At 70.3% G+C, this 22,995-nt stretch carries 27 protein-coding genes and 1 pseudogene; 20 read left to right on the forward strand and 8 right to left on the reverse strand.

All coding sequences use genetic code 11. The annotated features are described in order from the left end of the window. Both JAV51_RS10410 and JAV51_RS10415 read right to left on the reverse strand, forming a co-directional pair. Positions 1–430, reverse strand: a pseudogene (locus JAV51_RS10410) (hypothetical protein); the annotation flags it as partial. Between the two features lie 155 nt (positions 431–585). Beyond that, complete coding sequence (locus JAV51_RS10415; RefSeq protein WP_197320498.1) at positions 586–1,746, reverse strand: pyridoxal phosphate-dependent aminotransferase; 1,161 nt, start codon at positions 1,744–1,746, stop codon at positions 586–588. 29 nt (positions 1,747–1,775) lie between these two features. Here JAV51_RS10415 and JAV51_RS10420 point away from each other — a divergent pair, with 29 nt between their 5' ends. The 10 genes from JAV51_RS10420 (at position 1,776) to JAV51_RS10465 (ending at position 8,463) form a co-directional block, all read left to right on the forward strand. Next, positions 1,776–3,071, forward strand: a complete 1,296-nt coding sequence (locus tag JAV51_RS10420) for a DUF445 domain-containing protein (RefSeq protein WP_197320499.1) — start codon at positions 1,776–1,778, stop codon at positions 3,069–3,071. A gap of 248 nt (positions 3,072–3,319) precedes the next feature. Next, the gene (locus JAV51_RS10425; RefSeq protein WP_197320500.1) at positions 3,320–3,700 is read left to right on the forward strand and encodes a VOC family protein; all 381 of its coding nucleotides are present in this window, start codon (positions 3,320–3,322) and stop codon (positions 3,698–3,700) included. 71 nt (positions 3,701–3,771) lie between these two features. Beyond that, entirely contained in the window at positions 3,772–4,173 is a 402-nt protein-coding gene (locus tag JAV51_RS10430; RefSeq protein WP_197320501.1) for a zf-TFIIB domain-containing protein, read from the forward strand. Between the two features lie 4 nt (positions 4,174–4,177). Then, complete coding sequence (locus tag JAV51_RS10435) at positions 4,178–4,828, forward strand: AAA family ATPase (RefSeq protein WP_197320502.1); 651 nt, start codon at positions 4,178–4,180, stop codon at positions 4,826–4,828. A 57-nt stretch (positions 4,829–4,885) separates the two neighbouring features. After that, positions 4,886–5,326 (forward strand): helix-turn-helix domain-containing protein, encoded by a 441-nt coding sequence (locus JAV51_RS10440; RefSeq protein ID WP_231641888.1) that lies wholly within the window; start codon positions 4,886–4,888, stop codon positions 5,324–5,326. A gap of 6 nt (positions 5,327–5,332) precedes the next feature. Continuing rightward, positions 5,333–6,079 (forward strand): hypothetical protein, encoded by a 747-nt coding sequence (locus JAV51_RS10445; protein ID WP_197320503.1) that lies wholly within the window; start codon positions 5,333–5,335, stop codon positions 6,077–6,079. Positions 6,080–6,126: 47 nt separating this feature from the next. Continuing rightward, positions 6,127–6,423, forward strand: a complete 297-nt coding sequence (locus JAV51_RS10450) for a DUF2516 family protein (RefSeq protein WP_197320504.1) — start codon at positions 6,127–6,129, stop codon at positions 6,421–6,423. Between the two features lie 28 nt (positions 6,424–6,451). Further along, on the forward strand, positions 6,452–6,991 hold the full coding sequence (locus JAV51_RS10455) for a YbaK/EbsC family protein (protein WP_197320505.1): 540 nt from the start codon (positions 6,452–6,454) through the stop codon (positions 6,989–6,991). A gap of 30 nt (positions 6,992–7,021) precedes the next feature. Next, positions 7,022–7,465 carry an SRPBCC family protein gene (locus JAV51_RS10460; protein WP_197320506.1) on the forward strand — a complete coding sequence of 148 codons (444 nt, stop codon included), beginning with the start codon at positions 7,022–7,024 and terminating at the stop codon, positions 7,463–7,465. Further along, entirely contained in the window at positions 7,465–8,463 is a 999-nt protein-coding gene (locus JAV51_RS10465) for an NADP-dependent oxidoreductase (protein ID WP_197320507.1), read from the forward strand. Before JAV51_RS10460 ends, JAV51_RS10465 begins: the two co-directional genes overlap by 1 nt. 17 nt (positions 8,464–8,480) lie before the next feature. Here JAV51_RS10465 and JAV51_RS10470 read toward each other — a convergent pair whose 3' ends face one another. After that, positions 8,481–9,431 carry a methionyl-tRNA formyltransferase gene (locus JAV51_RS10470; protein WP_197320508.1) on the reverse strand — a complete coding sequence of 317 codons (951 nt, stop codon included), beginning with the start codon at positions 9,429–9,431 and terminating at the stop codon, positions 8,481–8,483. A gap of 166 nt (positions 9,432–9,597) precedes the next feature. Between JAV51_RS10470 and JAV51_RS10475 the strand changes: the two genes are divergently transcribed. Both JAV51_RS10475 and JAV51_RS10480 read left to right on the forward strand, forming a co-directional pair. Beyond that, positions 9,598–10,971: a lysine N(6)-hydroxylase/L-ornithine N(5)-oxygenase family protein gene (locus tag JAV51_RS10475; RefSeq protein ID WP_197320509.1), complete on the forward strand. Its 1,374-nt coding sequence runs from the start codon at positions 9,598–9,600 to the stop codon at positions 10,969–10,971. A gap of 32 nt (positions 10,972–11,003) precedes the next feature. Next, entirely contained in the window at positions 11,004–11,198 is a 195-nt protein-coding gene (locus tag JAV51_RS10480) for an MbtH family protein (protein ID WP_197320510.1), read from the forward strand. Between the two features lie 127 nt (positions 11,199–11,325). Here the strand turns inward: JAV51_RS10480 and JAV51_RS10485 are convergent, their stop codons facing one another. Then, positions 11,326–12,060 carry an alpha/beta fold hydrolase gene (locus tag JAV51_RS10485; protein WP_197320511.1) on the reverse strand — a complete coding sequence of 245 codons (735 nt, stop codon included), beginning with the start codon at positions 12,058–12,060 and terminating at the stop codon, positions 11,326–11,328. 87 nt (positions 12,061–12,147) lie between these two features. Here JAV51_RS10485 and JAV51_RS10490 point away from each other — a divergent pair, with 87 nt between their 5' ends. The 4 genes from JAV51_RS10490 to JAV51_RS10505 all read left to right on the forward strand — a co-directional run bounded on the left by JAV51_RS10490 (position 12,148) and on the right by JAV51_RS10505 (position 15,965). Beyond that, positions 12,148–12,750: a TetR/AcrR family transcriptional regulator gene (locus tag JAV51_RS10490; protein WP_197320512.1), complete on the forward strand. Its 603-nt coding sequence runs from the start codon at positions 12,148–12,150 to the stop codon at positions 12,748–12,750. Between the two features lie 175 nt (positions 12,751–12,925). Continuing rightward, on the forward strand, positions 12,926–14,005 hold the full coding sequence (locus JAV51_RS10495) for an iron ABC transporter permease (RefSeq protein WP_197320513.1): 1,080 nt from the start codon (positions 12,926–12,928) through the stop codon (positions 14,003–14,005). Then, on the forward strand, positions 14,002–15,099 hold the full coding sequence (locus JAV51_RS10500) for an iron chelate uptake ABC transporter family permease subunit (RefSeq protein WP_197320514.1): 1,098 nt from the start codon (positions 14,002–14,004) through the stop codon (positions 15,097–15,099). The genes JAV51_RS10495 and JAV51_RS10500 overlap by 4 nt, the downstream gene beginning before the upstream one ends. Beyond that, complete coding sequence (locus JAV51_RS10505; protein ID WP_197320515.1) at positions 15,096–15,965, forward strand: ABC transporter ATP-binding protein; 870 nt, start codon at positions 15,096–15,098, stop codon at positions 15,963–15,965. Before JAV51_RS10500 ends, JAV51_RS10505 begins: the two co-directional genes overlap by 4 nt. Here the strand turns inward: JAV51_RS10505 and purU are convergent. The 3 genes from purU to JAV51_RS10520 all read right to left on the reverse strand — a co-directional run bounded on the left by purU (position 15,918) and on the right by JAV51_RS10520 (position 18,127). Continuing rightward, positions 15,918–16,775, reverse strand: coding sequence for a formyltetrahydrofolate deformylase (purU, locus tag JAV51_RS10510; RefSeq protein ID WP_374059030.1), 858 nt, complete (start codon positions 16,773–16,775; stop codon positions 15,918–15,920). The two genes, JAV51_RS10505 and purU, sit on opposite strands and share 48 nt — an antisense overlap. A 69-nt stretch (positions 16,776–16,844) precedes the next feature. Next, the gene (locus JAV51_RS10515) at positions 16,845–17,648 is read right to left on the reverse strand and encodes a class I SAM-dependent methyltransferase (protein ID WP_197320517.1); all 804 of its coding nucleotides are present in this window, start codon (positions 17,646–17,648) and stop codon (positions 16,845–16,847) included. After that, positions 17,633–18,127, reverse strand: a complete 495-nt coding sequence (locus tag JAV51_RS10520; protein ID WP_197320518.1) for a DUF2505 domain-containing protein — start codon at positions 18,125–18,127, stop codon at positions 17,633–17,635. Before JAV51_RS10520 ends, JAV51_RS10515 begins: the two co-directional genes overlap by 16 nt. 25 nt (positions 18,128–18,152) lie before the next feature. On the opposite strand from JAV51_RS10520, the gene JAV51_RS10525 reads away from it, so the two are divergent. After that, positions 18,153–19,208 carry a UDP-N-acetylmuramate dehydrogenase gene (locus JAV51_RS10525; RefSeq protein WP_307845857.1) on the forward strand — a complete coding sequence of 352 codons (1,056 nt, stop codon included), beginning with the start codon at positions 18,153–18,155 and terminating at the stop codon, positions 19,206–19,208. Between the two features lie 9 nt (positions 19,209–19,217). On the opposite strand, the gene JAV51_RS10530 is transcribed toward JAV51_RS10525, so the two are convergent. Beyond that, positions 19,218–19,949, reverse strand: a complete 732-nt coding sequence (locus JAV51_RS10530; protein WP_197320520.1) for an SDR family NAD(P)-dependent oxidoreductase — start codon at positions 19,947–19,949, stop codon at positions 19,218–19,220. 76 nt (positions 19,950–20,025) lie between these two features. Here JAV51_RS10530 and JAV51_RS10535 point away from each other — a divergent pair, with 76 nt between their 5' ends. The 3 genes from JAV51_RS10535 to JAV51_RS10545 are packed head-to-tail and all read left to right on the forward strand — an operon-like array spanning position 20,026 to position 22,713. Continuing rightward, entirely contained in the window at positions 20,026–20,877 is an 852-nt protein-coding gene (locus JAV51_RS10535; RefSeq protein ID WP_197320521.1) for an alpha/beta fold hydrolase, read from the forward strand. Positions 20,878–20,881: 4 nt separating this feature from the next. Then, positions 20,882–22,177 (forward strand): D-inositol-3-phosphate glycosyltransferase, encoded by a 1,296-nt coding sequence (gene mshA / locus JAV51_RS10540; RefSeq protein WP_197320522.1) that lies wholly within the window; start codon positions 20,882–20,884, stop codon positions 22,175–22,177. Then, a complete protein-coding gene (locus tag JAV51_RS10545) occupies positions 22,174–22,713 on the forward strand; it encodes a YbjN domain-containing protein (protein ID WP_197320523.1) in 540 nt (179 codons plus the stop codon). Before mshA ends, JAV51_RS10545 begins: the two co-directional genes overlap by 4 nt. Positions 22,714–22,995 lie beyond the last annotated feature (282 nt).

The following is a 22,995-nucleotide window of genomic DNA, read 5'->3' on the forward strand; positions in this document are numbered from 1 at the left end:
GGTCAGTGGGGTTGCTGGGGTTGGTGGGGTTGGCCGGCTCAGCGGGTTCCGCCGGGGTGGAAGGTGTCTCGGCCGACGGTGGGAGGTCGTCGACGGGCTCGGCCTCGGGCAGCAGGTCGAGGCCCTCGTCGACGGGCGACTCCACCGCGTCGGTGTCCTCGGGGTCGGCCGGTGCGGCGGTGCAGTCCTCGTCGGACGGCGTGCCCGTCCGGTCGTCAGCGCACAGCGCGGCGTGGTCGAGTCGGTCGGCGGGCTCACCGGCGACGGCGGAGGCCGACGTGGTCGCCAGGACGGCCGAGACGACCCACCCCCCGACGGCGAGGCCGAGCACGAGCAGCAGCCGCCGAACGACGACAAGCCGGAGCCGAGCCAGGCGACGCGGGCCGACGGCGCGCAGGCGGGCGGTCGCCCGAGAGCGAGTCGCCCTCATCGCCACCACCTGCCCTTGGCTCGTTCGTGTTTCCGCGTCGGAGTTGTCGATCATTGCGCGAGCGCGCCCCGGCTACCCCGTGCGTGCCATTCTTAGCATTGCGCGCGCTCGTTTCACCCCGTCGGTATGCGATCCGCCCCGGACGGCGCAACCCATCACAAGGTACGCAACCGCTCAATAGCCTCGTCGAGCACCTCCTCACGTTTACAGAAAGCAAATCGGAGGAGGTGTCGCCACTCGTTCGGGTGATCGGTGAAGACGCTGACTGGGACCGCTGCAACTCCGATACGCTCCGGTAGGCGCCAGGCCAGTTCCTCCGCGTCGGTGAAACCGAGCGGTCGGACGTCGGCGCACACGAAATACGTGCCCGCACCGGGACGTACCGCGAAGCCCGCCTCGGCCAATCCCGCGCACAGTCGATCACGCTTGGACTCCAGGGAATCGCGTAACGCCTCCACCCACTCCAGCTCGTGACGCAGTGCGTAGGCGACGGCGGGTTGCAGCGGGCCGGCCGAGGTGAAGGTGAGGAACTGTTTCGCCGCGCGCACGGCGGCGGTCAGTTCCCGGGAAGCGCAGACCCAACCGACTTTCCAGCCGGTGCAATTGAACGTCTTGCCCGCGCTGGAGATGGACACCGTGCGCGACGCCATTCCGGGAAATGCGGCCAACGGTTGGTGGGCGACGCCGTCGAAGACGAGATGCTCGTAGACCTCGTCGGTGATGGCGATCAGATCGTGCTCGACGCACAGCTCGGCGAGCCCGGAGAGCTCGTCCGTCGTGAACACCGTGCCCGTCGGATTGTGCGGTGAGTTGACCAGGATCGCTCGCGTGGCCGGTGTGACGGCCGCGCGGACGGCGTCGAGGTCGAGAGCGAACCGGTCGCCGTCCGGGACCAGCGAGACGACCTTCCGCGTCGCTCCGGACATCGCGACGGCCGCGGCGTAGGAGTCGTAGTACGGCTCGACGACGATCACGTCGTCGCCGGGACCGGTGAGCGCGAGCAGGCTGGCCGCGATGGCCTCGGTCGCTCCGGCGGTGACCAGCACTTCGCCGTCCGGGTCGTACTCCGTGCCGTAGCGGAGGCGGTGGTGCGCGATCGCCTCCCGCAACTCGGGACGGCCCGGGCCCGGAGGGTACTGGTTCGCGCCTCCGAACAGCGCTTTCTGGGCTTCGGCCAGCATCGCCTCGGGGCCGTCGGTGTCCGGGAACCCCTGTCCGAGATTCACGGCCGAGTGTCGGGTGGCCAACGCGGTCATCTCCGCGAAGATCGTCGAGGTGAACGGCCGCAGGCGTTCGACGAGTACAGGTTCACGCACGAGCAAGCATCCTCACGGACAATCACCCCATGGAGCAACCGACGTCCACCGCCGTCCCGCTGGGTCCGCCCGGAGCACTCGATCGTGAGGAGGCCAAGCGGCGGAGCCTGCGCAGGATGAAGCTCGTGGCGCTGAGCTTCCTGCTCGGAGCCACGGTGATCTTCCTGCTGGCGAGCTGGGCGCAGTCGGCGGGTTGGCCGAGCTGGGTGGGCTACGTCCGCGCGGCGGCGGAGGCGGGCATGGTGGGCGCGCTCGCCGACTGGTTCGCCGTGACCGCGTTGTTCCGGCATCCCCTCGGGCTGAAGATCCCGCACACGGCGATCATCCCCAACAAGAAGAGCGTGCTCGGCAACAGTCTCGGGGAGTTCGTCGGCACGAACTTCCTGGCGGAGCCGGTGGTGCGGGACAAGCTCCGCCGGGTGGAGACGTCGCGGCGGACCGGTGAGTGGCTGGCGCGTCCCGAGAACGCGGAGCGGGTCACGGCCGAGCTGGCCACCGTCGTGCGGGGCGCCGTGACGGTGTTGCGGGACGAGGACGTGCAGGCCGTCATGGAGCAGGCGGTGGTCAGGAGGGTCCTGGACAAGCAGTGGGGACCGCCGCTCGGCTCGTTGTTGCAGCAGGTCCTGGCCGACGGCGCACACCACCGACTCGTGGACCTCGTCATCGACCGGGCCTACGAGTGGGTTCGGGACAACCACGAGACCGTGTTGCGGGTCGTGTCCGACCGGGCGCCGTCGTGGTCGCCGAGGTTCGTCGACGCGATGCTCGCCGACAAGGTGTACGGCGAGGTGCTGTCGTTCGCGTGGGCGGTGAAGACGGACGTCAACCATCCGCTGCGGCTGGCCGTGGACCGGTTCCTCGTCGAGTTCGCCGAGGACCTCCAGAAGGACCCGGAGACGATCGCGCGGGCGGAGGCCGTCAAGCAGCAGTTGGTGGAGCACCCCGAGGTGCGCAAGGTCATCGACTCGGCGTGGACGACGGCGAAGAAGATGCTGTTGAGCGCGGCGGAGGACCCGTCGAGCGAGTTGCGCAGGCGGGTGTCCACCGGGCTGGCCGCGTTGGGTGCGCGGCTGCAGTCGGACCCGGCGTTGTCGACGAAGGTGGACGGCTGGGTGGAGGACGCGGCGGCGTACGTGGTGCGGCACTATTCCACCGAGATCACGACGATCATCACCGAGACGGTCGACCGTTGGGACGCCGAGGAAACGTCGCGCAAGATCGAACTGCAGGTGGGTCGCGATCTCCAGTTCATCCGCATCAACGGCACGGTGGTCGGTGCACTGGCCGGGTTGGTGATCTACACCGTGGCGCAGTTGCTGTTCTGAGTTCGACTGCCGGAGAATGCGGCGTGACCCGCCGAGTTATCCACAGGTTGTGGAGTTATCCACCGAGTTATCCACAGGATTGCTCCATGTGGGTGGTGATTTTCCCCGATTTCCACGGATTTCCGTCCGCCCGGGGGAAACGTCGCCGGTGTGAGTGTGCTGTCGCGGCACCGTTTCCGTCGGGCCGGTGTTCACGACCGCGGTGACGCGGGACACTGCTCGCACGGCTCACGAGAAGGAGGCGGCTCATGGCGACCTCGGCGTCGATCAAGCTGGACTGCGTGGTGCTCGACTGTCCCGACCCGGCCGCGTTGGCTCGGTTCTACGGCGAACTGCTCGGCTGGGAGGCGGACGAACCCGAAAACGACGGCCGGTGGATCACGTTGCGCAATCCGGACGGCGGTGTGCACCTCGCGTTCCAGCGCGATCCCGAGTACCGGCCGCCCACGTGGCCGTCCCGGGAGAGGCAGCAGATGCTGCACCTGGACTTCCTGGTCACCGACGTCGAACGAGCCCAGCGCAGGGCGGTCGCGCTGGGAGCGACGTTGCTGCAGGATCCGCCTGCGAACTTCACGGTCTATGCCGACCCGGCCGGGCATCCGTTCTGTCTCTGCACGAACAGTGCGTAGCGGCCCGTTCGGTCACCGTGCGTCGAACGACTCCGCCCTGAGGGTGGTCGATCCTGCGTAAGCTGGTGATCGTGATCTGTCCCAAGTGCCAGAACGTGATGACGACGCTGGACAAGAACGGCGTCCACATCGAGCAGTGCAGTGGTTGTCGCGGCATCTTCCTGGATCGGGGTGAACTCGAACAGATCGTCAGCGCGGAGAACTCGTTCTACGCCTCGGCGCCGCCACCGCCCTACACGCCGCCGTCCCCGCCGCCACCTCCGCCGACCGCGCCGTACCACGGCAATGCCCCCGCGCCCGGCGGCTACTACGGCGACTCGCCGCGTCCGTATCGCGGTGCGCCCACGGCCCCTGGCCACCACGGCGGGTACTACGGCGACTCCCCGCGCCCCTACCACGGCGGTTACCACGACTCGCCGCGCCCGTACGGCCACCGCCGGCGCAAGAGCTTCCTGGAAAGCCTCTTCGACTGACTTCGTGCTCGATCTGAAGATCTGCCCCGCGTGCGGCGACAGGGCGGAGCGGCCGGTCGTCGAGGGGAAGACGCGGGTGTGTGCGCTTTGCGGGCACCGCGCCGAGTTCCGTCGGTTGCCGTTGCTCGCCCTCACCGGTCCGAGCGGGGCGGGCAAGTCCACCGTCGGGCCTGAACTCGCCCGCCGGTTGTCGGGCGAGGTCGTGGTGCTGGAACAGGACGTGCTGTGGACCGGGGCGTTGCGTGACGACGTCGACGGACACCCGGCGTTCCGCTCCACGTGGTTGCGGATGGCCGCGATGATCCATCAGAGCGGTCGTCCGGTGGTGCTGTGCGGGACCGTCGTGCCACCCGAGTTCGAGACGCTGCCGGAGCGGGTGTTCTTCTCCGACATCCACTACCTTGCGCTGGTCGCCGACTCCGCGGTGCTCGCGCGCCGCCTGCGTCGCCGCCCGGCGTGGCGGGGGTGGGACGAGTCCCGTATCGCGGAAATGCTGGAGTTCAACGAGTGGTTGCGGCGCGATGCCGCGTCGCTGGCCCCTCCCGTCGAGTTGTTCGACACCACGACCGTGCCGTTGGCCGCCGCCGTCGCTCACGCGGAGCGGTGGGTGCGCCGGGTGCTCGACGTCGACGCTGCTCGCGCTGGTGCGAGCTGAGCGCTTGCAGCAGCTAGCACCCCGGCGTAGCGTCGAGGTCGGAGGTGTGGGGACGTCATGACACAGGTTCGTGCCGACGAGGAACGGGACGACCACGTGGGCGGGCCGATCGACCGGGTCACCGACCTGGGCAAGGACATCGGCTCGTACATTCGGCAGCAACGCAACAACGCCAAGATCTCGCTTCGGCAGCTCGCGAAACTGGCCGGGGTGTCGAATCCCTACCTGAGCCAGATCGAGCGAGGGCTGCGTAAACCGAGCGCGGAGATCCTGCAGCAGATCGCCAAGGGGCTGCGGATCTCGGCGGAGGCGTTGTACGTGCAGGCGGGAATCCTCGACCAGCCCGTCGGAGGTCCGGTGGTCGACGCCGTCCGTGCCGACACCTCACTCACCGAGCGGCAGAAGCAGGTGCTGCTCGACGTGTACGAGTCGTTCCGGCGGGAGAACCGGACGACGACCGCAAGTGACGCGAGCGCAAGTGCCGACGACGAGGAGTGAGCCACGATGACGAGCACGAACACCGAGAACACCCGTGACCTGACCGCGCTGATGCACGCAGCCAGGGAGGGGGTCCGGACGTCGTTGCTGGCCGCGCTGGGTGCGGGAAGCCTGGCGAGCCAGGCGGTGGCGGACGCGGTGGCCAAGGCCAAGGAGCGGGTGAACACCAGCAGCGAGGCGGCCCGCAAGAACATCGAGGACCTGCCGTCGGAGTGGGCGCACCTGCGTGACCGGCTCGACCCGGCGGAGTTGCGCAGGCTGCTCGACGAGTCCGCCAAGGCGGCCACGACCTGGTACCAGGAACTGGTCTCCTCGGGCGAGCGGACCTGGGAACACGCGGTGGAGCCCCAGGTCAAGCGCGGCGTCGAGCAGTTCGAGGAGGCGTTGCGCACGGCGCAGGAGCGCGTCGACGAGGCGACCTCGGACGCACGGGAGCGGGTCGACCACGTCGTCGCGATGCTGACACGGCGTGCACAGGAGGCCGAGGAAACGGTGGACGCCGTCGCCACCGGCCGGACGGACGAGGCGCCCGGTCCGGTGAAGGCCGAGGCGGAGCGTGTGGCAACGGCGCGCGGGCGGACCGCGGGGAAGGCCACCGACTCCGGCGCGCCGGAGTCCCCGACTCGGTCGCAGCGCTCGGCGAAGGCGGCCTCGGCGCGCAAGAAGGCCATGAAGCCCGACGCGGGCTCTGCGACGTCGTCGGCGAAGCCTCGCCGCACCTCTCGGGAGCCGGGGTCGACCGACAAGGCGTGAGCCTGCGAGCTCTCGGCCTCACCCCCGTCCTGACGTAGGCTGGGGGAGTGCCGCCTCTCGCCTACTACATCGTCATGGTCATCGATTGGGCCGGGACGCTCGTCGGCCTGATCGCGTTCATCCACGCCGTGATGCAGCGGTCGGACGCCTTCACCGCCGCCGACCGGCTGACCAAACCCGCGTGGTTGGGCATCACGGGTGGTGCGACCGTGGCCATGGGACTGTTCCAGTTCTACGGCGCGGGCATGATCTTCTGGCTCGCCGCGCTGGTCGCCAGCCTCGTCTACGTCGTGGACGTGAGACCCAAGTTGATCGAGGTCCAGCGGGGCGGTTCGAGCTGGTGAGCTCCTCCTCCGGGCATAGGCTCGCGGTGTGAGTAGTTGGACGATCGCCGGGACGTTGACGCCTGTCCCGGCCTCCGAGCATCCCGAACTCCTGGCCGAACCGGTGGCCGCCGCTCTTCCCTCGCTCGCCGAGCCTGTCGGTGTCGTCGAGATCGACCCCGACCTGGCCGACACGGCGGCGTTCTGTGAGACGTACTCCTCACCGCTCTCCGCGTCCGCCAACTGCGTGGTGGTGTCGGGCAAGCGGTCGGGCGAGGTGCGGTACGCGGCGGCGCTCGTGCTCGCCACGACGCGGGCGGACGTCAACGGGGTGATCAAGCGCAGGCTCGACGTCCGCAAGGCGTCGTTCGCCCCGATGGACGAGGCCGTCGAGCTGACGGGCATGGCCTACGGCGGGATCACGCCGGTCGGGCTGCCGTCGGGCTGGCCGATCCTGATCGACGAAGCCGTGGCGTCGGCACCCGAACTTGTCGTGGGCAGCGGTATCCGGGGTAGCAAGCTGTTGGTCACCGGAGCCGCGCTGGCCGCGTTGCCTGGTGCCGAGGTCATCGACGGGCTCGCCAGGTGAGCGAGCGACACCACGGGAAGGTGGGGCTCCATGGGTAGCGTCACAGCCACGGCCGAACGACACCTCGACGCACCGGCGGAGACGGTGGCACGACTGCTCGCCGACTACCGGTCGGTGCGACCCCGCATCCTCACCGACGACTATCGCGACTACGAGGTCGTCGAGGGTGGCACGGGTGCGGGCACGGTCGTCCGTTATCTGCTGCAGGCGACGAAGAAGCGGGTCCGCGACGTGCGCGCCACGGTGAGCGAACCGGAGGCGGGAACGCTGGTCGAGACCGACCAGGACTCCAGCATGGTCACGACGTGGACGGTGAGGACGGACGGCGATCGCAGCGTGGTGCGGGTCGAGACGACCTGGCAAGGCGCGGGTGGCGTCGGCGGCTTCTTCGAGAAGACGTTCGCACCGATCGGACTGCGACGAATCTACGACGGCGTGCTCGACAAGCTCGCCGAGGAAGTACGAGGTCAGTGATGGCAGCGACGGAAGTACGGCTCGCGTCCCGTCCGGAGGGTGCGCCGACCCTGGACAACTTCGAGGTCGTCGATGTCGACGTCCCGAAGCCGGGCGACGTCCAGGTGCTGGTCCGCAACACGTGGATGTCCGTCGACCCGTATATGCGGGGCCGGATGAACGCGGGCAAGTCGTACGTGGCGCCGTTCGAGGTCGGCAAGGTGATGGACGGCGGGGCGATCGGTGAGGTCGTCGAGTCGAACGCCGACGGCATCGCGGTGGGCGACACGGTGCTTCACGGGCTCGGGTGGCGTACCCACGCGGTGCTCGACCCGTCCCACCTGCGCCGGATCGACCCCGAGGCCGCGCCGGTGCAGACCCACTTGAGCGTGCTCGGCATGCCGGGCCTCACGGCGTACGCGGGGTTGTTCGACGTGGCGCACATGCGCGAGGGCGACACGGTGTTCGTCTCCGGCGCGGCGGGCGCCGTCGGCTCGCTCGTCGGGCAGCTCGCCAAGCTCCGCGGCGCGGGGCGGGTCGTCGGCAGCGCCGGGTCGGCCGAGAAGGTGCGTTGGCTGACGGAGGAACTCGGCTTCGACGCCGCGTTCAACTACAAGGACGGCCCGGTGGTGGAGCAGCTCAAGCAGGCCGCTCCCGACGGGGTGGACGTCTACTTCGACAACGTCGGCGGTGAGCACCTCGAGGCCGCGATCAGCGTCATCAACCTGCACGGTCGCATCGCCGTCTGCGGCATGATCTCGCAATACAACGCCACCGAACCGACGCCGGCGCCGCGGAACCTCGCGCTGATCATCGGCAAGCGGTTCACGATGCGCGGCTTCCTCGTGGGCGACCACGAGCACCTCCGCCCGCAGTTCGTCGAGGAGATCGCCCCGTTGGTGCGGGACGGCCGCATCGTCCACAGCGAGACGGTGGTCGACGGCATCGAGTCCGCCCCGCAGGCGTTCTTGGACCTGCTCTCGGGCGGCAACACCGGCAAGATGCTGGTCCGGCTCTGACGCCGAGGGCGGTTACCTCAAGCCTCGGGGTGCCGGGTGAGGTAACCGCCCATCGCGCGGAAGTAGTCCGTGGCGGCGTGCTCGACACCGTCGTCGGTGCGGAGTCGCTGGATCGCGAGACCGCGGTTGCGGCCGTGGCGCGCGTCGGCTCCGGCGACGATCACCACGCCGTCGCCCTCGCGGATGAAGACGCGCCCCGGCGTACCGCCGTAGGTCTTCTCGGTGACGAACGCTCGCGTGATCCGCAGCCGCTCACCGCGGTAGTACGTGAACGCGTTCGGGTACGGGTCTGACTGGGCGCGCACGAGCCGTTCGATGTCCTCGGCGGGCCAGGTCCAGTCGATGCGGCTGTCCTCAAGAGACCGCTTGTGGAAGAACGTGGCCTTCGACCGGTCCTGGGGCACCGGCTGGAGGCGTCCCGTGGAGATCAGGTCGAGCGACTCGGCGACGAGCGGTTCGATCAGGTCGACGGTCTTGTGGAAGAGGTCGGTCGCCGTGTCGGTGGGTCCGACCTCGACGGCCTTCTGCGCCACGATCGGACCGGCGTCCAACTCCTCGTCCATCAGGTGTGCGGTGACGCCGACCTCCTGCTCGCCGTTGAGCAGCGCCCAGATGATCGGAGAGAACCCGGCGTAGGCGGGCAGCAGCGAGTCGTGCACGTTGAGCGTGCCGTGCTTCGGCAGGGCGAAGATCTCCGGCGGGATCCACGTGCGCCAGTTGTTGGCGACGATGAGGTCCGGGGCGAGGTCGGCCAGGCGGGCGGTGAGCGCGTCGTCGGGGCGTTGACGGAGTTCGACGGGAATTCCGTGGTCGGCGGCGAGGTCGGCGACCGAGTCGGCCCAGATGCGCTCGTAGGCGTGATCGGACGGTGGGTGGGTCACGACCAGCACCACGTCGTGTTCGGACTCGACCAGTGCGCGTAGGGTTCGATGACCCCACGTCTGGTACCCGAACATCGCGATCCGCATCGGACCTCCACTCGTCGACAGCGAAACGCGGCCAGTTAAGCAAGGCTTGCCTAAGTGTGCAACCCTTCGACGGCGTGGCGGGAATCATCCACGAATGGGCTAACTAAGGTGCGGCTAAGTTAGGTTAGGGTTCCCTACGTCCAGCCTGGCGACCGAGGGGACGTGCATGTCGGAGGTGCTGCGAGGAGAGCGCGAGGTCCTCGACCTGCTGGGGATCGGGTTCGGGCCCGCCAACCTCGCGCTCGCGATCGCCGTGTCCGAGCACAACGACACCGTGGGCGAGTCCGAGCGGGTGCGCGCCTCCTTCCTGGAGCGTCAGGAGACCTTCGGCTGGCACCGGGGGATGCTCATCGACGACGCGACGATGCAGGTGTCCTTCCTCAAGGACCTGGTGACGTTGCGCAACCCCACCAGCAGCTTCAGCTTCCTGTCCTACCTGCACGAACAGGGTCGGCTCGTCGACTTCGTCAACCACAAGACCCTGTTCCCGCTGCGAGTCGAGTTCCACGACTACTTCCGCTGGGCGGCCGATCGCGTTGCCGACCTCGTGTCGTACGGCGTCGAGGTCGTGTCGGTGCGGCCGGTGGTCGAGGGCGGCGAACTCGTGCGGTTCGACGTGTCCACTCGCGACGGCACCGTGCACTCGGCACGCAACCTCGTCGTGGCGACCGGGCTGACTCCGTCGCTGCCCTCCGGGGTCGGCGCGTCGGAGCACGTGTGGCACAGCAGCGACCTGCTGCACAACGTCGACGGGGTCGAGAACCCGTCGCGCTTCGTGGTGATCGGCGCGGGCCAGAGCGCGGCCGAGACGGCGGCCATGCTCCACGACCGCTTCGCCGAGGCCGAAGTGTGTGCGGTGTTCTCCCGTTACGGCTACAGCCCGTCCGACGACAGTCCGTTCGCCAACCGCGTCTTCGATCCCGCCGCGGTGGACGAGTTCCACGGGGCGACCCAGGCGGTGCGCGACCAGCTCCTCGCCTACCACGCGAACACGAACTACTCCGTCGTGGACCTCGACCTCATCGAGGACCTGTACCGCAGGCACTACCGGGAGACGGTGCTCGGACGGCAGCGACTGCGCCTGTTCAACACCTCCCGGGTGGTCGAGGTGGTCGAGACGGGCGACGGCGCACGGGTGACCGTGGAGTCGCTCACCACCGGGCAGCGCACGGTGCTCGACGCCGACGTGGCCGTGTGCGCGACCGGCTACCGGCCCAGCGACGTGACGGCGCTCTTCGGGGAGGACGCGACGATGTTCCGGCGCGACGAGGCGGGCCGACCGCTCGTCGCGCGGGACTACCGCATGCTCACCGATTCCGGCGGCGCGGCTGCCGTGTACGTCCAGGGTGGAGCCACCGAGCACAGCCACGGCATCACGTCGTCGCTGTTGTCGAACAACGCGATCCGTTCGCAGGAGATCCTCGACTCCGTCCTGCGTCGTGCCGCCGACCGAGCCACCGACGGCGACGAGGTGCTGGGCGTCGGGGACGTGGTCGCGTTGGAGACGGCGGTCGGTGCCGGTTCCGCCGCCACGGCCTGACCGGCTGCGGGTCGACCGAGAGGGGAAGGACGATGACGAACCCGTTCGACGACGCCGAGGGGCGCTTCCTCGTGCTCGTCAACGACGAGGGACAACACTCGCTGTGGCCGTCGTTCGCCGAGGTGCCCGCCGGTTGGCGGGTGGTCTTCGGTGAGGCCGACAGGCAGGCCTGCCTCGACTACGTCGAGACCCACTGGACGGACCTGAGGCCCGCCAGCCTGAGGTGACCCCGGGCGTGTCCGCAGTTCCCGCACGCGTGTCCGCCGCTCGCGTACGCATGTCCGCCGTCGGGGTGCGTGTGTCCGCACTTCGCGTGCGTGTACCGGCGCTGGACGGCGCCTCGGCGGCCGACTGTCACGCCACGCCGGAGACCGTGCCGTCGTCCACCTGCTCGGCCACCTCGCTCACGAGTCGGGACACGACGCGCGGCGCGGCGATCGGAACCAGGTGACCCACCCGCGGTACGACGACGAGTCGTGCGCGCTCGCAGACGTCGAGGAATCGCTGTTCGTCGACCCGGAAGTGATCACGGCCGCCGTTGACCAGCCACACCGGCCCGCCGTAGCGCGCCACCTCCGCCAGCGGATCGAACCGGACCAGCTCGTCGAGCGCGTCGGGCATCGCCTCCGTCGCGAAGCCGCGTTCGCCGATCACCGTCGCCGCCCGCTCACCCCACAGCGCGGCGAACAGGCGGTGGTTGAGCCGATCACCGCCGTCGGGGAGTCGGCGCAGCAGCCCGCCGGCCACACGCAGCGGTCTCGTGCGTTCGGGCGTGGGCACGGCGGTGCAGCCCATCGCGACGAGCCCGGCGACCCGGTCGCCCAGCCGGGAGGCCGCCGCGATGCCGACGTACCCGCCGAGCGACAGGCCCACGACGAGGGCTCGGCCGCCGAGGTCGTCGATCTCCTGACGAACGAGATCGACGGCGCCTGCGAGGGTGAAATGCTGTCCGCGTCGATGGCCGTGTCCGGGCAGGTCGGGTGCCGAGACGGGACGCCGTTGACCGACTTCGTGGAGCTGTGGGTGCCACATGGTGCCGCTGACGCGGATGCCGTGCAGGAAGAGCACGGGTAGGGGTGCGTGAGTCATGTCGCCTCCAGTGCAACGCAACGTTGCGTTGTGTTCGAGGCTACTCCACATCGCTGCGGGCGATCGAGACCTGCGTACGCTCGGCGCGTGGACGAGAGGCTCCCGGGAAGTCGACGTGCCGGTCGTGGCCCCCGGCAGGCGCAGGGCATCTACCGCGCGACCCTCGAACTGCTGACCGAGGGCGGCTACGACGGGCTCACCGTCGAGGGCGTGGCCGCCCGATCCGGGGTGAACAAGACGACGATCTACCGTTGGTGGCCCGACAAGGACGCCCTCCTCGGCGCTGCGGTGGTGCAGTCCGACCTGCTGCGAATCTCGGTGCCCGACACCGGGAGTCTGCGCGGTGACCTGCGTGGTCTCGTGCGCGAGCTGGTGCGACTCATGACCGGGCAGGCGACGTCCGGTGTCGTCGCGGCCACGCTGGCGGCGGTCGCCGCGCGGCCGGGGCTGGAGTGGTTGGCGCGCGAGTTCGTCGCCGATCGGCTGTCCGGTGAGCGGGTCGTGTTCGAGCGTGCTCTGGTGCGAGGGGAGCTGCGGGAGGCGGTCGACCCGGCGTTGCTCGTGGACTTGCTGGCCGGTGCGGTGTGGTCGCGGGTGATGCTGCGGCAGGAGTCGATCCCCGACGACTTCGCCGAGCGGGTGGTGGACGTGGTGCTGGACGGCTGCCTGGGCGAGCCACGATCGGGGTAGTCCGTCCGGGGGTAGTGCCCGAGGCGTACGCAAGGTGCGGACACGTGTGCGCAACTGGCGGACACGAGGGCGCAGCTCGCGGACACGAGTGCACAACTGGCGGACACGCGGGTTACGCTGCGGAGATGGTCACGTCGTGTGGACCTGGTTTCGGGGGTTCGGTTAGCCTCACCTTATGTCACCGGCCGCGCCTGCCTCACCCGATTCGGCGACCGAATCGGAGGCTCGCGCCATCACTGCTCGTCGCGGGGCGCACCTGTTGCGGGCGGTCGGACTCGTCGTCGCGCTCGCCGGTCTGGTCCTCGTCTGCCTGCTGAGCGTCTGGCTGGGCTCGCGTGACATCCCGTTCACCGACACCTGGGACGTGCTGCTGAGGCCGGACGACTTCGCCGGTTCCGACACCGCAGTGATCATCCACGACTACCGCATCCCCCGCACGCTGCTCGGGCTCATGGCCGGAATGGCGCTGGGCCTGTCCGGGGCGTTGATGCAGGCACTGACACGGAACCCGCTCGCCGAACCCGGACTGCTCGGCGTGAATACGGGCGCCTCCACGGGCATGGTGCTCGCGATCGCCTTCCTCGGTGTCACGTCCGTGACGGGGTACGTGTGGTTCGCGCTGGTGGGAGCCGCGCTCGCGTCGCTCGTCGTCTACGTGCTGGGGGCGACGGGCCGGGGTGCCGCGAGTCCCGAGCGGCTGGTGTTGGCGGGAGCGGCGATCACGGCGGTGCTGTACGCGTTCAACACGGCCGTGCTGTTGTCCGATCCCGAGTCCTACGACGAGTACCGCTTCTGGATGGTCGGGTCACTGGCCGGGCGTTACTACGACGTGCTGCTGCCGTTGTTGCCGTTCGCGGGGGTCGGTGCCGCGATCGCGCTGCTGCTGATGCGGCCTCTCAACGCGCTGGCCATGGGGGACGACCTGGGTCGGGCGCTGGGGGCGCATCCCGGGCTCACGAGGGCCGCGGGTGCCGTCGCGGTGACTCTGCTGTGCGGGGCGGCCACGGCCGCGATCGGCCCGATCGCGTTCGTGGGACTCGCCGTGCCGCACGCGGCACGCCTGCTGGTGGGACCGGATCAGCGGTGGGTGCTGCCGTACTCGCTGGTGCTCGCGCCGTTGCTGCTGGTGGGGTCGGATGTCGTCGGCAGGGTGATCGTCCCGTCCGCCGAGGTGCAGGTCGGCATCGTGACCGCGGTGGTCGGGGTGCCCGTGTTCTGTCTGTTGTGTCGACGACGGAGGCTGTCGAGCCTGTGAGCGACCAGACCACCACCGACACGCCGACCGACGCTTCGGCGGCTCGACCCGTCACCGGCCGCGTGCTGCGCACGCGCGGCGAGACCGTCGCACTGCGGTTGCCCACGCGGAGCGTGGTCGTGGGGACGGGCTTGGCGCTCGCCCTGCTCGTCACCGCCGCCATCACGTTGACCACCGGCGACTTCGAGGTGCCGCTCGGCGACGTGCTCGCGGTGCTCGTCGGGCAGGGTGACGGTGCCGCGGACTTCATCGTGGGCACCCTGCGGCTCCCTCGGTTGCTCACGGCGATCTTCGTGGGCGCGGGCCTGGCCGTGAGCGGGGCCATCCTGCAGAGTCTGCTGCGCAACCCGCTGGGCAGCCCGGACTTCGTGGGCTTCACCAACGGCGCCTCCACGGGCGCGCTCGTGATGATCGTCGTGGTCGGCGGCACGATGACCCAGGTCGCGGTCGGAGCACTGGTGGGCGGGCTCTCGACGGCGCTGCTCGTGTACGCGTTGTCGTATCGCCGGGGGGTGCAGAGCTACCGGTTCGTGCTCGTCGGGGTGGGGATCAACGCCCTGGCGTTGTCGGTGAACTCCTACCTGATCACGCGTGCCGACATCTACGACGCCGTGAGCGCGCAGGCGTGGCTGGTGGGCAGTGTGAACAGCCGCGGCTGGGAGCACGTCACGGTGTCGGGGCTGGCTCTGGCGGTGTTGCTGCCGCTGGCACTGAGCCAGGTGCGGGCGTTGTCGATGTTCGAACTCGGCGACCACACCGCCGCGGCGCTGGGGGTGGGGGTGCAGCGCAGCCGGACGATCCTCATCGCCTCCAGCGTGCTGCTGGCCGGGTTCGCGACGGCGGCGGCGGGACCGATCTGGTTCGTCGCGCTCGCGGCACCGCAACTGGCGCGGCGGCTGGTGCGGGGCTCCGCGCCGGGGCTCGTCACGTCGGCCCTGATGGGAGCGCTGTTGTTGTCCGTCAGCGACCTGGCGACCGACCGGCTGTTCCCCGCGCAGCAACTGCCCGTCGGTACCGCGACGGGCTGCGTGGGCGGGCTCTACCTCATGTGGTTGTTGGCGTCCGAGTGGCGCGGAAAGGGCAGGTACGCGTGACCGACTCGACCGGGACGCGCAGTGGTGCGGGCAGCAGGCTGCGCGCGGAGAACCTCACCCTCGCCTACGACGACGCCGTGGTGGCGAGGAACCTGGGCATCTCGGTGCCCGACGGGTCCTTCACGGTGATCGTCGGGCCGAACGCGTGCGGGAAGTCGACGCTGCTCAAGGCGCTGGCGCGCATGCTCAAGCCCGACGTCGGTGTGGTGCACCTCGACGGGAAGGCGATCAGCGACTACCGCTCGCGCGAGGTGGCACGACGGCTCGGTCTGCTGCCGCAGAGTTCGATCGCGCCCAGCGGCATCACGGTCGGCGACCTCGTGGCGCGGGGGCGCTACCCGCATCAGCGGTTGCTGCGGCAGTGGTCGTCGCAGGACGAGGCCGTGGTGCTGGAGTCGATGCGGCGCACCGGGGTCGCCGAGCTGGCCGACCGCCTCGTCGACGAGCTGTCGGGCGGGCAGCGGCAGCGGGTGTGGCTGGCGATGGTGCTCGCGCAGCAGACGCCGATCCTGCTGCTCGACGAACCGACGACGTTCCTCGACATCGCCCACCAGATCGAGGTCCTCGACCTCTGTGCCGACCTCAACGCCGACGGCCACACCCTGGTGGCCGTGCTGCACGACCTCAACCAGGCCTGCCGCTACGCCACGAACCTCGTGGTGCTCGCCCCTGGTGGCCGGATCGCCGCGCAGGGCGACCCGAGCGAGATCGTCACCGCCGAGCTGATCGCCGACGTCTTCGGACTGCCGTGTCGGGTCATCGACGATCCGGAGACGGGCACACCGCTGATCGTGCCCGCTTCCCGGAGTCGGCGGAGGTCAGAAGACGACGGTCCGGTTGCCGTGCACGAGCACGCGGCTCTCTAGGTGCCAGCGAAGGCCGCGCGCGAGCGTGACCTTCTCGATGTCGCGGCCCTTGCGCACCATGTCGGCCACGGTGTCGCGGTGGTCGACCCGGATGACGTCCTGCTCGATGATCGGCCCCGCGTCGAGGTCCGCCGTCACGTAGTGGCAGGTCGCCCCCACGAGCTTGACGCCTCGCGCGTACGCCTGGTGGTACGGCCGGGCGCCGATGAACGACGGCAGGAAGCTGTGGTGGATGTTGATCGCCCTGCCGCTCCACGCCTCGCACAGCTCGGGCGGCAGGATGCGCATGAAGCGCGCGAGGACGATCGCGTGCGGGTCGTGTTCGTCGACGAGCTTCGCGATCTCCGCGAACGACGCGGCGTTGTCGCCCTCGAACGGCACGTGGTGGAACGGGATGCCGTGTGCCCGGGTGATGTCGGCGAGGTTCTCGTGGTTGCCGATGACGGCGCGCACGTCGGCGTCGAGTTCCCCGGAGGCGACCCGACCCAGCAGGTCGTACAGGCAGTGCCCGTCCTTGGACACCAAGATCACCACGCGACGGCGTTCACCGGTGTCGTCGACACGCCAGTCGGTCTCCGACCCGAGTGAGCGGGCCACCCCGGCGAACCGGGCCCGCAGCTCGTGGACGTCGAAGGGCACCGAGTCGGCCCGCACCGCCTGCCGGGTGAAGAACCAGCCCGTGTCCGGGTCGGTGTGGTAGGCGGCCTCGACGATCCACCCGCCGATCTCGGCGAGGAAGGACGAGATCCGGGAGACGATCCCCCTGCGGTCCGGGCAACCGAAGGTGATGACGTACTGGCGATCCTGCACGGACACGGATTATCCGCTGGTCGTGCCGGGGTGCGTACGGTGGGCGGCCCGATGGTGACGTCGGAGACGTCACCGGGTGCCGTTGGGGCGCACCGTGTCCCACGGCACGGTGAGTTCACCGAGCCGCCAGCGGCGGGGCCTGCCGAGCACGGGCCAGCCCTGGGCAGCGAGCGCGCGCACGGCCTCGGTCCAGCGGGCGCGGGGGCCGAACGCGCCGTAGGGGGCGGCGGCGGCCCAACAGGCGTCGAGGCTCGACAGCAGGTCGTGGATCGGCTCACCCGTCACGTTGTGGTGGATGAGGGCCTTGGGAAGGCGTTCGGCCAGCGTCGAGGGCCGGTCGAGGCTCGCGGTGCGGCAGGACAGTGTGAGAGTGCGCGGTCCGTCGTGGGTCACGGTCACCCACGTGCACAGGCGGCCGATCTCGTCGCATGTGCCTTCCACGAGCACCCCGCCGGGTGCGATACCCGCGAGCATCGCGTCCCAGGACGGGGCCACGTCGGACTCCGCGTACTGCCGGAGCACGTTGAAGGCGCGGACGACCACGGGCCGGGTCCCCGCGAGTTCGAAGCCTCCCCGCCGGAAGTCGAGCCGGGGCGGGTCGGCGACGAGTTCGCCTGCGGCCACGCGGTCGGGGTCCAGTTCGAGGCCCAGCACCCGGACGTCGGCGCGCACGGCCGTCAGGCGTTGGGCGAGTTCCACGGTGGTGACGGGCGAGGCGCCGTAGCCGAGGTCGACCACCAGTGGGTCGGCCGCGTGGAGCAGGGCGTCGCGCACGAGCGGGTCCCACGTCAGCCAGCGGTCGATCCGGCGGAGCCGGTTGGGGTTGGTGGTGCCTCGGGTCGGCGTGCCGACCGGCTTCAGCGCGCGAGCCATCGCTCCGTCGCGCGCGCCTCGCTCTCCAACAACTGCGTCACCTGGTCGACGACGAACTTCTCGATCTTGCCGCCGACGAGGGGCACGCGCACGGACACCTCGCCGCGCGTGGTCTGGACGGCACCGCTGCCGCTGGGCACCAGTTCGACGTCGGCGGTGATCCGGCCCGGTACGTCGGACACCTCGACGGTGACGGTTCCGGTCGCGCGATCGCCCTCGCGGGTCCAGACGTGCCTGCGCCGCACGCTCAGGTCGCCCGAGCGCAGGGAACGGACGATCGAGGGCAGCTTGTCGGCCGGGATGCCCTGCACGAGCGTGTACCGGGCACCGTGTTCGGTCACCTCGTGGTCGCGGAGTTCCGACTGCTCGCCGCCGACCTGGCGCAGCCGGTCACGCAGCGCGTCCGCCTCGGTCTGGGCGGCGTAGGCGTCGGCGACGCTGTGGGAGAACGTCGCCCGGTGCTCGATACGGGTCGCCATGGCGGGGACAGTACCGTCTGAGGGCGTGAGCAGTGTCGAAGCGGTCGGCCGGAACAACCTGTCCGAGTACACCACCCTGCGGCTCGGTGGGCCCGCGCGGCGGGTGGTCGTGGCCGAGACCACCGACGAACTCGTGGCCCAGGTGCGCAAGCTCGACGAGGAGGGCGAGCCGGTGCTGCTGGTGGGCGGCGGCTCGAACCTCGTCGTGGGTGACGCCGGGTTCGACGGCACCGTCGTGCGCATCGCCACCACCGGGTGGAGCGACGACTTCCGCACGGTCGCGGCGGGTCAGGACTGGGACGCCTACGTGGCGGCGACGGTCGCGGCCGGCCTCGGCGGCTTGGAGTGTCTGTCCGGCATCCCCGGCTGCGCGGGGGCCACGCCGATCCAGAACGTCGGCGCGTACGGGTGCGAGACCAGCCAGGTGCTGGAATCCGTCGAGGTGTACGACCGGCGGGCCGGGGAGGTCCGCACCCTGACCGCCGACGACCTCGGGTTCGCCTACCGCACCAGCGTGCTCAAGGGCACCGACTCGGGCGTGGTGCTGTCGGTGCGGTTCCGGCTGTCGGACGACGGGCTGTCCGCGCCCGTGCGGTATGCCGAGCTCGCGCGCACGCTGGGCGTGGAGATCGGGGACCGGGTGCCCGCAGGGCAGGCACGGGAGGCGGTGTTGTCGCTGCGGCGTGGCAAGGGCATGGTGCTCGACCCGGACGACCGTGACACGTGGAGCGCGGGCTCGTTCTTCACCAACCCGATCGTCGCCGACGCCGACGTGGCGGCCGTGCTCGACCGCATCGCCGACGTGGTGGGCCCGGAGGTCGCCGTCCCGCGGTACCCGGCCGACGGCGGGGTCAAGCTGTCGGCCGCGTGGCTCATCGAGCGTGCCGGATTCGCCAAGGGCCATACCGGACCGGGCGGTCGGGTGTCGCTGTCGACGAAGCACACCCTCGCGCTCACCAACAGGGGCGATGCCACGACCGACGACCTGCTCGCCCTGGCCCGCGAGGTCCGCGACGGCGTGCGGGAACGGTTCGGCGTCGAGCTGCGGCCCGAGCCCCTGCTGGTGAACTGCGCGCTGTGAGGTCCGCGCTCACTCCCGGTGGACGCGGCTGCCGTTGTACTGCGCCCTCGGCTTGAGCACGATCTGGTCGAGGTTCACGTGCGAAGGGCGGGTCGCGGCGAACGCGATGACCTCGGCGACGTCCTCGGCCGTCAGCGGGGTCAGGCCCTCGTAGACCTTGTCGGCCCGCTCGCGGTCGCCGTCGAAGCGGACGAGGGAGAACTCCGTCTCCACCATTCCCGGAACGATCTCGGTGACCCGCAACGGGTCGCCGAGGTGCTCCGACCGCAGGGTCCGGTGCAGCGCCGACTGGGCGTGCTTGGCGGAGGTGTATCCCGCCCCGCCGTCGTACACCTCGTGGCCCGCGATCGAGGTCACGGTGATGACGTGGCCGTCACCGGAGGCCAAAAGCGCGGGCAGCAGCGCCTTCGTCACCCGCATGGTGCCGAGGACGTTGGTCTCCCACATCCAGCGCCAGTGCTCCTCGTCGGCGTCCTCCACGCGTTCGAGGCCCTTCGCCCCGCCCGCGTTGTTGACCAGCACGTGGCACTGCTTCACCTGGTCCGCGAACGCGGCCACGGAGTCGGCGTCGGTGACGTCGAGCGGCAGTGCGGTGCCCGACAGCTCCTCGGCGAGCGGGCGCAACCGGTCGAGTCGGCGGGCACCGAGCACGACGTGGAAACCGGCTGCGGCGAGGGCACGTGCGGTGGCCTCGCCGATTCCGGCGCTGGCTCCTGTGATGACTGCCGTTCGCATGTTCATGACAGCTGATGCTGCCAGGTAATGTGACTGTGCTCGGCCAGGGTGTGGGCGACTGCGAAGGGATCTGACGGAACGGATGAGGTCGGAAGTCGTCGGTGCGTCAGGGGTCCGGATCGGAGTTCGGGTCGGAGGCGATCGGCGTGGCCCCGCCGTCGTCCTCGTCCACGGTTGGGCTCAGTCGTCGCGCGTGTGGGACGCGCAGTTCGCCGACCCGGAGCTGGCGCATTTCCGGCTGCTCGCTCCGGACCTGCGAGGGCACGGCAGCTCCGAGGCGCCCCAGGACGGCTACGACGACCCGGCCGTGTGGGCGGACGACCTCGCGGCGGTGCTCGACCTCGCCGGCGGTGACGCGGTCGTGGTCGGCTGGTCCTACGGCGGCCTCGTCATCACGGACTACCTGCGCGTGCACGGCACGCGCGGGCTGGCGGGTCTGGTCTTCGTCGGCGCCATCACCGAGATCGGCAGGAACCGCCCCGGTGGGCGGGTCGGTCCGGCCATGGCGGGTGCGCTGCCCGCCGCGTTGTCGGACGACCTCGACGTCGCGCTGCCCGCGCTCAGGGCGTTGGGTGAGGGCATGGCCGCGCGAGACGTTCCCGGGGAGGTCTCACAGGCGCTGCTCGGCACGAGCCTCGCCGTGCCGCCGCGGGTCCGCTCGGCGTTGTTCCGGCGCGACGTCGGCAGCGAGGACGTGCTCTCCGCGATCGACGTCCCGACGCTGGTGGTGCACGGCACCGAGGACGCGGTCGTGAACGTCACCGCGGGCGAGTACACGGCCGGGAAGATTGCGGGGGCGTCGACGCGTTGGTGGTCGGGTGTGGGCCATCTTCCGTTCGTCGAGTCCGCGCGCGAGTTCGACACCACACTGCGGGGGTTCGCCGAACGGGCCTTCTCCGACATGAAGGCACCCTCGGTCGAACAGGAAAGGTGAATCGGTGACGATCTCCCGGCACCGGGCGGCCTCGCGGCCGCGCCGGATCGCGGTGCTGTCCGTGCACACGTCGCCGCTGGAGCAACCCGGCACGAAGGACGCGGGCGGCATGAACGTCTACATCTCCCAGACTGCGGTGGAGATGGCGCGCCGTGGCACGAGTGTCGAGGTGTTCACGCGCGCGACGTCGTCCGACCAGCCTCCGGTGGTGGAGCTCGCGCCCGGTGTGCTCGTGCGGCACATCCCGGCCGGGCCGTTCGAGCCGCTGTCACGCGGCGAGTTGCCGTCGCAGCTCTGCGCGTTCACCTCGGGGGTGTTGCGCACCGAGGCGTTCCAGGAACCCGGCTACTACGATTTGATCCACTCGCACTACTGGCTGTCGGGCCAGGTCGGCTGGCTGGCCCGTGACCGCTGGGGCGTTCCCCTCGTCCACACGGCACACACGCTGGCGAAGGTGAAGAACGCGGCGCTGGCACATGGCGACACTCCCGAGCCGCGCACGCGCGTCATCGGTGAGGAGCAGGTGGTGGCCGAGGCCGACCGGCTCGTGGTGAACACCGAGGTCGAGGCCGAGCAGCTCGTGCGCCTCTACGACGCCGACCCGGACGCGGTGCGCACCGTCTCGCCGGGCGTCGACCTCGACCGGTTCCGGCCGGGCAGCACGCGGGCGGCACGAGCGGCGCTGGGGCTGGCCGAGGACGCGGTCGTGCTGGCGTTCGCGGGCCGCATCCAGCCGTTGAAGGCGCCCGACGTGTTGGTGAAGGCCGCGGCGGCGCTGGTGCGTCGACACCCCGACCTGCGGCGTCGGCTGGTCGTGCTCGTCGCGGGCGGGGCGTCCGGGACCGGCGTGGGACAGCCCGCGGCGCTGCGGCGGCTCGCGGCCGAGTTGGGGATCGCCGACCTCGTGCGCTTCCTCCCGCCGCAGGGCGGGCAGGACCTCGTCAACGTCTACCGCGCGGCGGACGTCGTCGCGGTGCCGAGCCACAACGAGTCGTTCGGACTCGTGGCGCTGGAGGCCCAGGCGTGCGGGACACCGGTGGTGGCCGCGCGGGTGGGCGGCCTGCCCGTGGCCGTGGAGGACGGGCACTCCGGCCTGCTGGTGCCCTCGCACGAGCCCGACGACTGGGCCGACGCGCTCGCCCGCGTGGCGTTGCGTCCGGACACACGGGCGACGCTGGCGCGCGGTGCTGCTCGGCATGCGGCACGGTTCTCGTGGCAGCGCACCACGGAGGCGCTGCTGGACACGTACGCGGAAGCCACGGCGGCGTTCCGCAACGCAGCATTGGAGGTGGCGGTGTGAGCACCGAGCCCGAGCACGGTCGTCGGGTGGACGAGCTGATCTCCGCGACGCTGGACGCGGCAGGTCTGGACTACAACCGCCGCCGCGCGGGTGTGTACTTCGTCACCCTGCCCGGGACCAAGAAGCTCCAGACCAACTGCTGGCTCATCGCGCGGGAGCACTCACTGGCCGTCGAGGCGTTCGTGTGTCGACGGCCCGACGAGGCGCACGAGGAGTTCTACCGGTTCCTGTTGCGGCGCAACGCGAAGCTCTACGGCGTGCACTACACGCTCGATTCGGTGGGCGACGTCTACCTCGTGGGTCGGTTCGGTTTGGACACCGTCACCGAGGCCGAACTGGACAAGGTGCTCGGCCAGGTGCTGGAGGCCGCCGACGGCGATTTCAACACGCTGCTGGAGATCGGGTTCGCGACGTCGATCCGGCGGGAGTGGGACTGGCGGGTCTCCCGCGGGGAGTCGCTGGCGAACCTCAAGGCGTTCGAGCACCTGGTGCGGCCGGAACAGGCACACACGCCGGGTTCGTTGACCTCCGACTGACGTCGGCGTCGTCACGTCGTACGGCGGGCCGTCCCCGGAAGAGACCCCGGCGGGAACACGAGAGCCGGGCGAAACGTTGATCGACTAACGGAGTGGTGGACACCCGCGGTGTCGCGGGGCGGCTCGAGGGAGGGGGGAGTCGCGAACTCGAGCCGCCCCGCTGACGTTCCCGCCGCGTGGACCCGGTGGCGAGGGGGATGCCAACGGGGCCGGCGGGTCGCAGCTCGGCAGGGGGGAGACGAGCTGCGCCTACTCCCGCGATCGGTCGGGGAGTGCGTGGTG

Origin of the sequence: Saccharomonospora sp. NB11 (genome assembly GCF_015910535.1) — a bacterium.
GTDB lineage: Bacteria > Actinomycetota > Actinomycetes > Mycobacteriales > Pseudonocardiaceae > Saccharomonospora.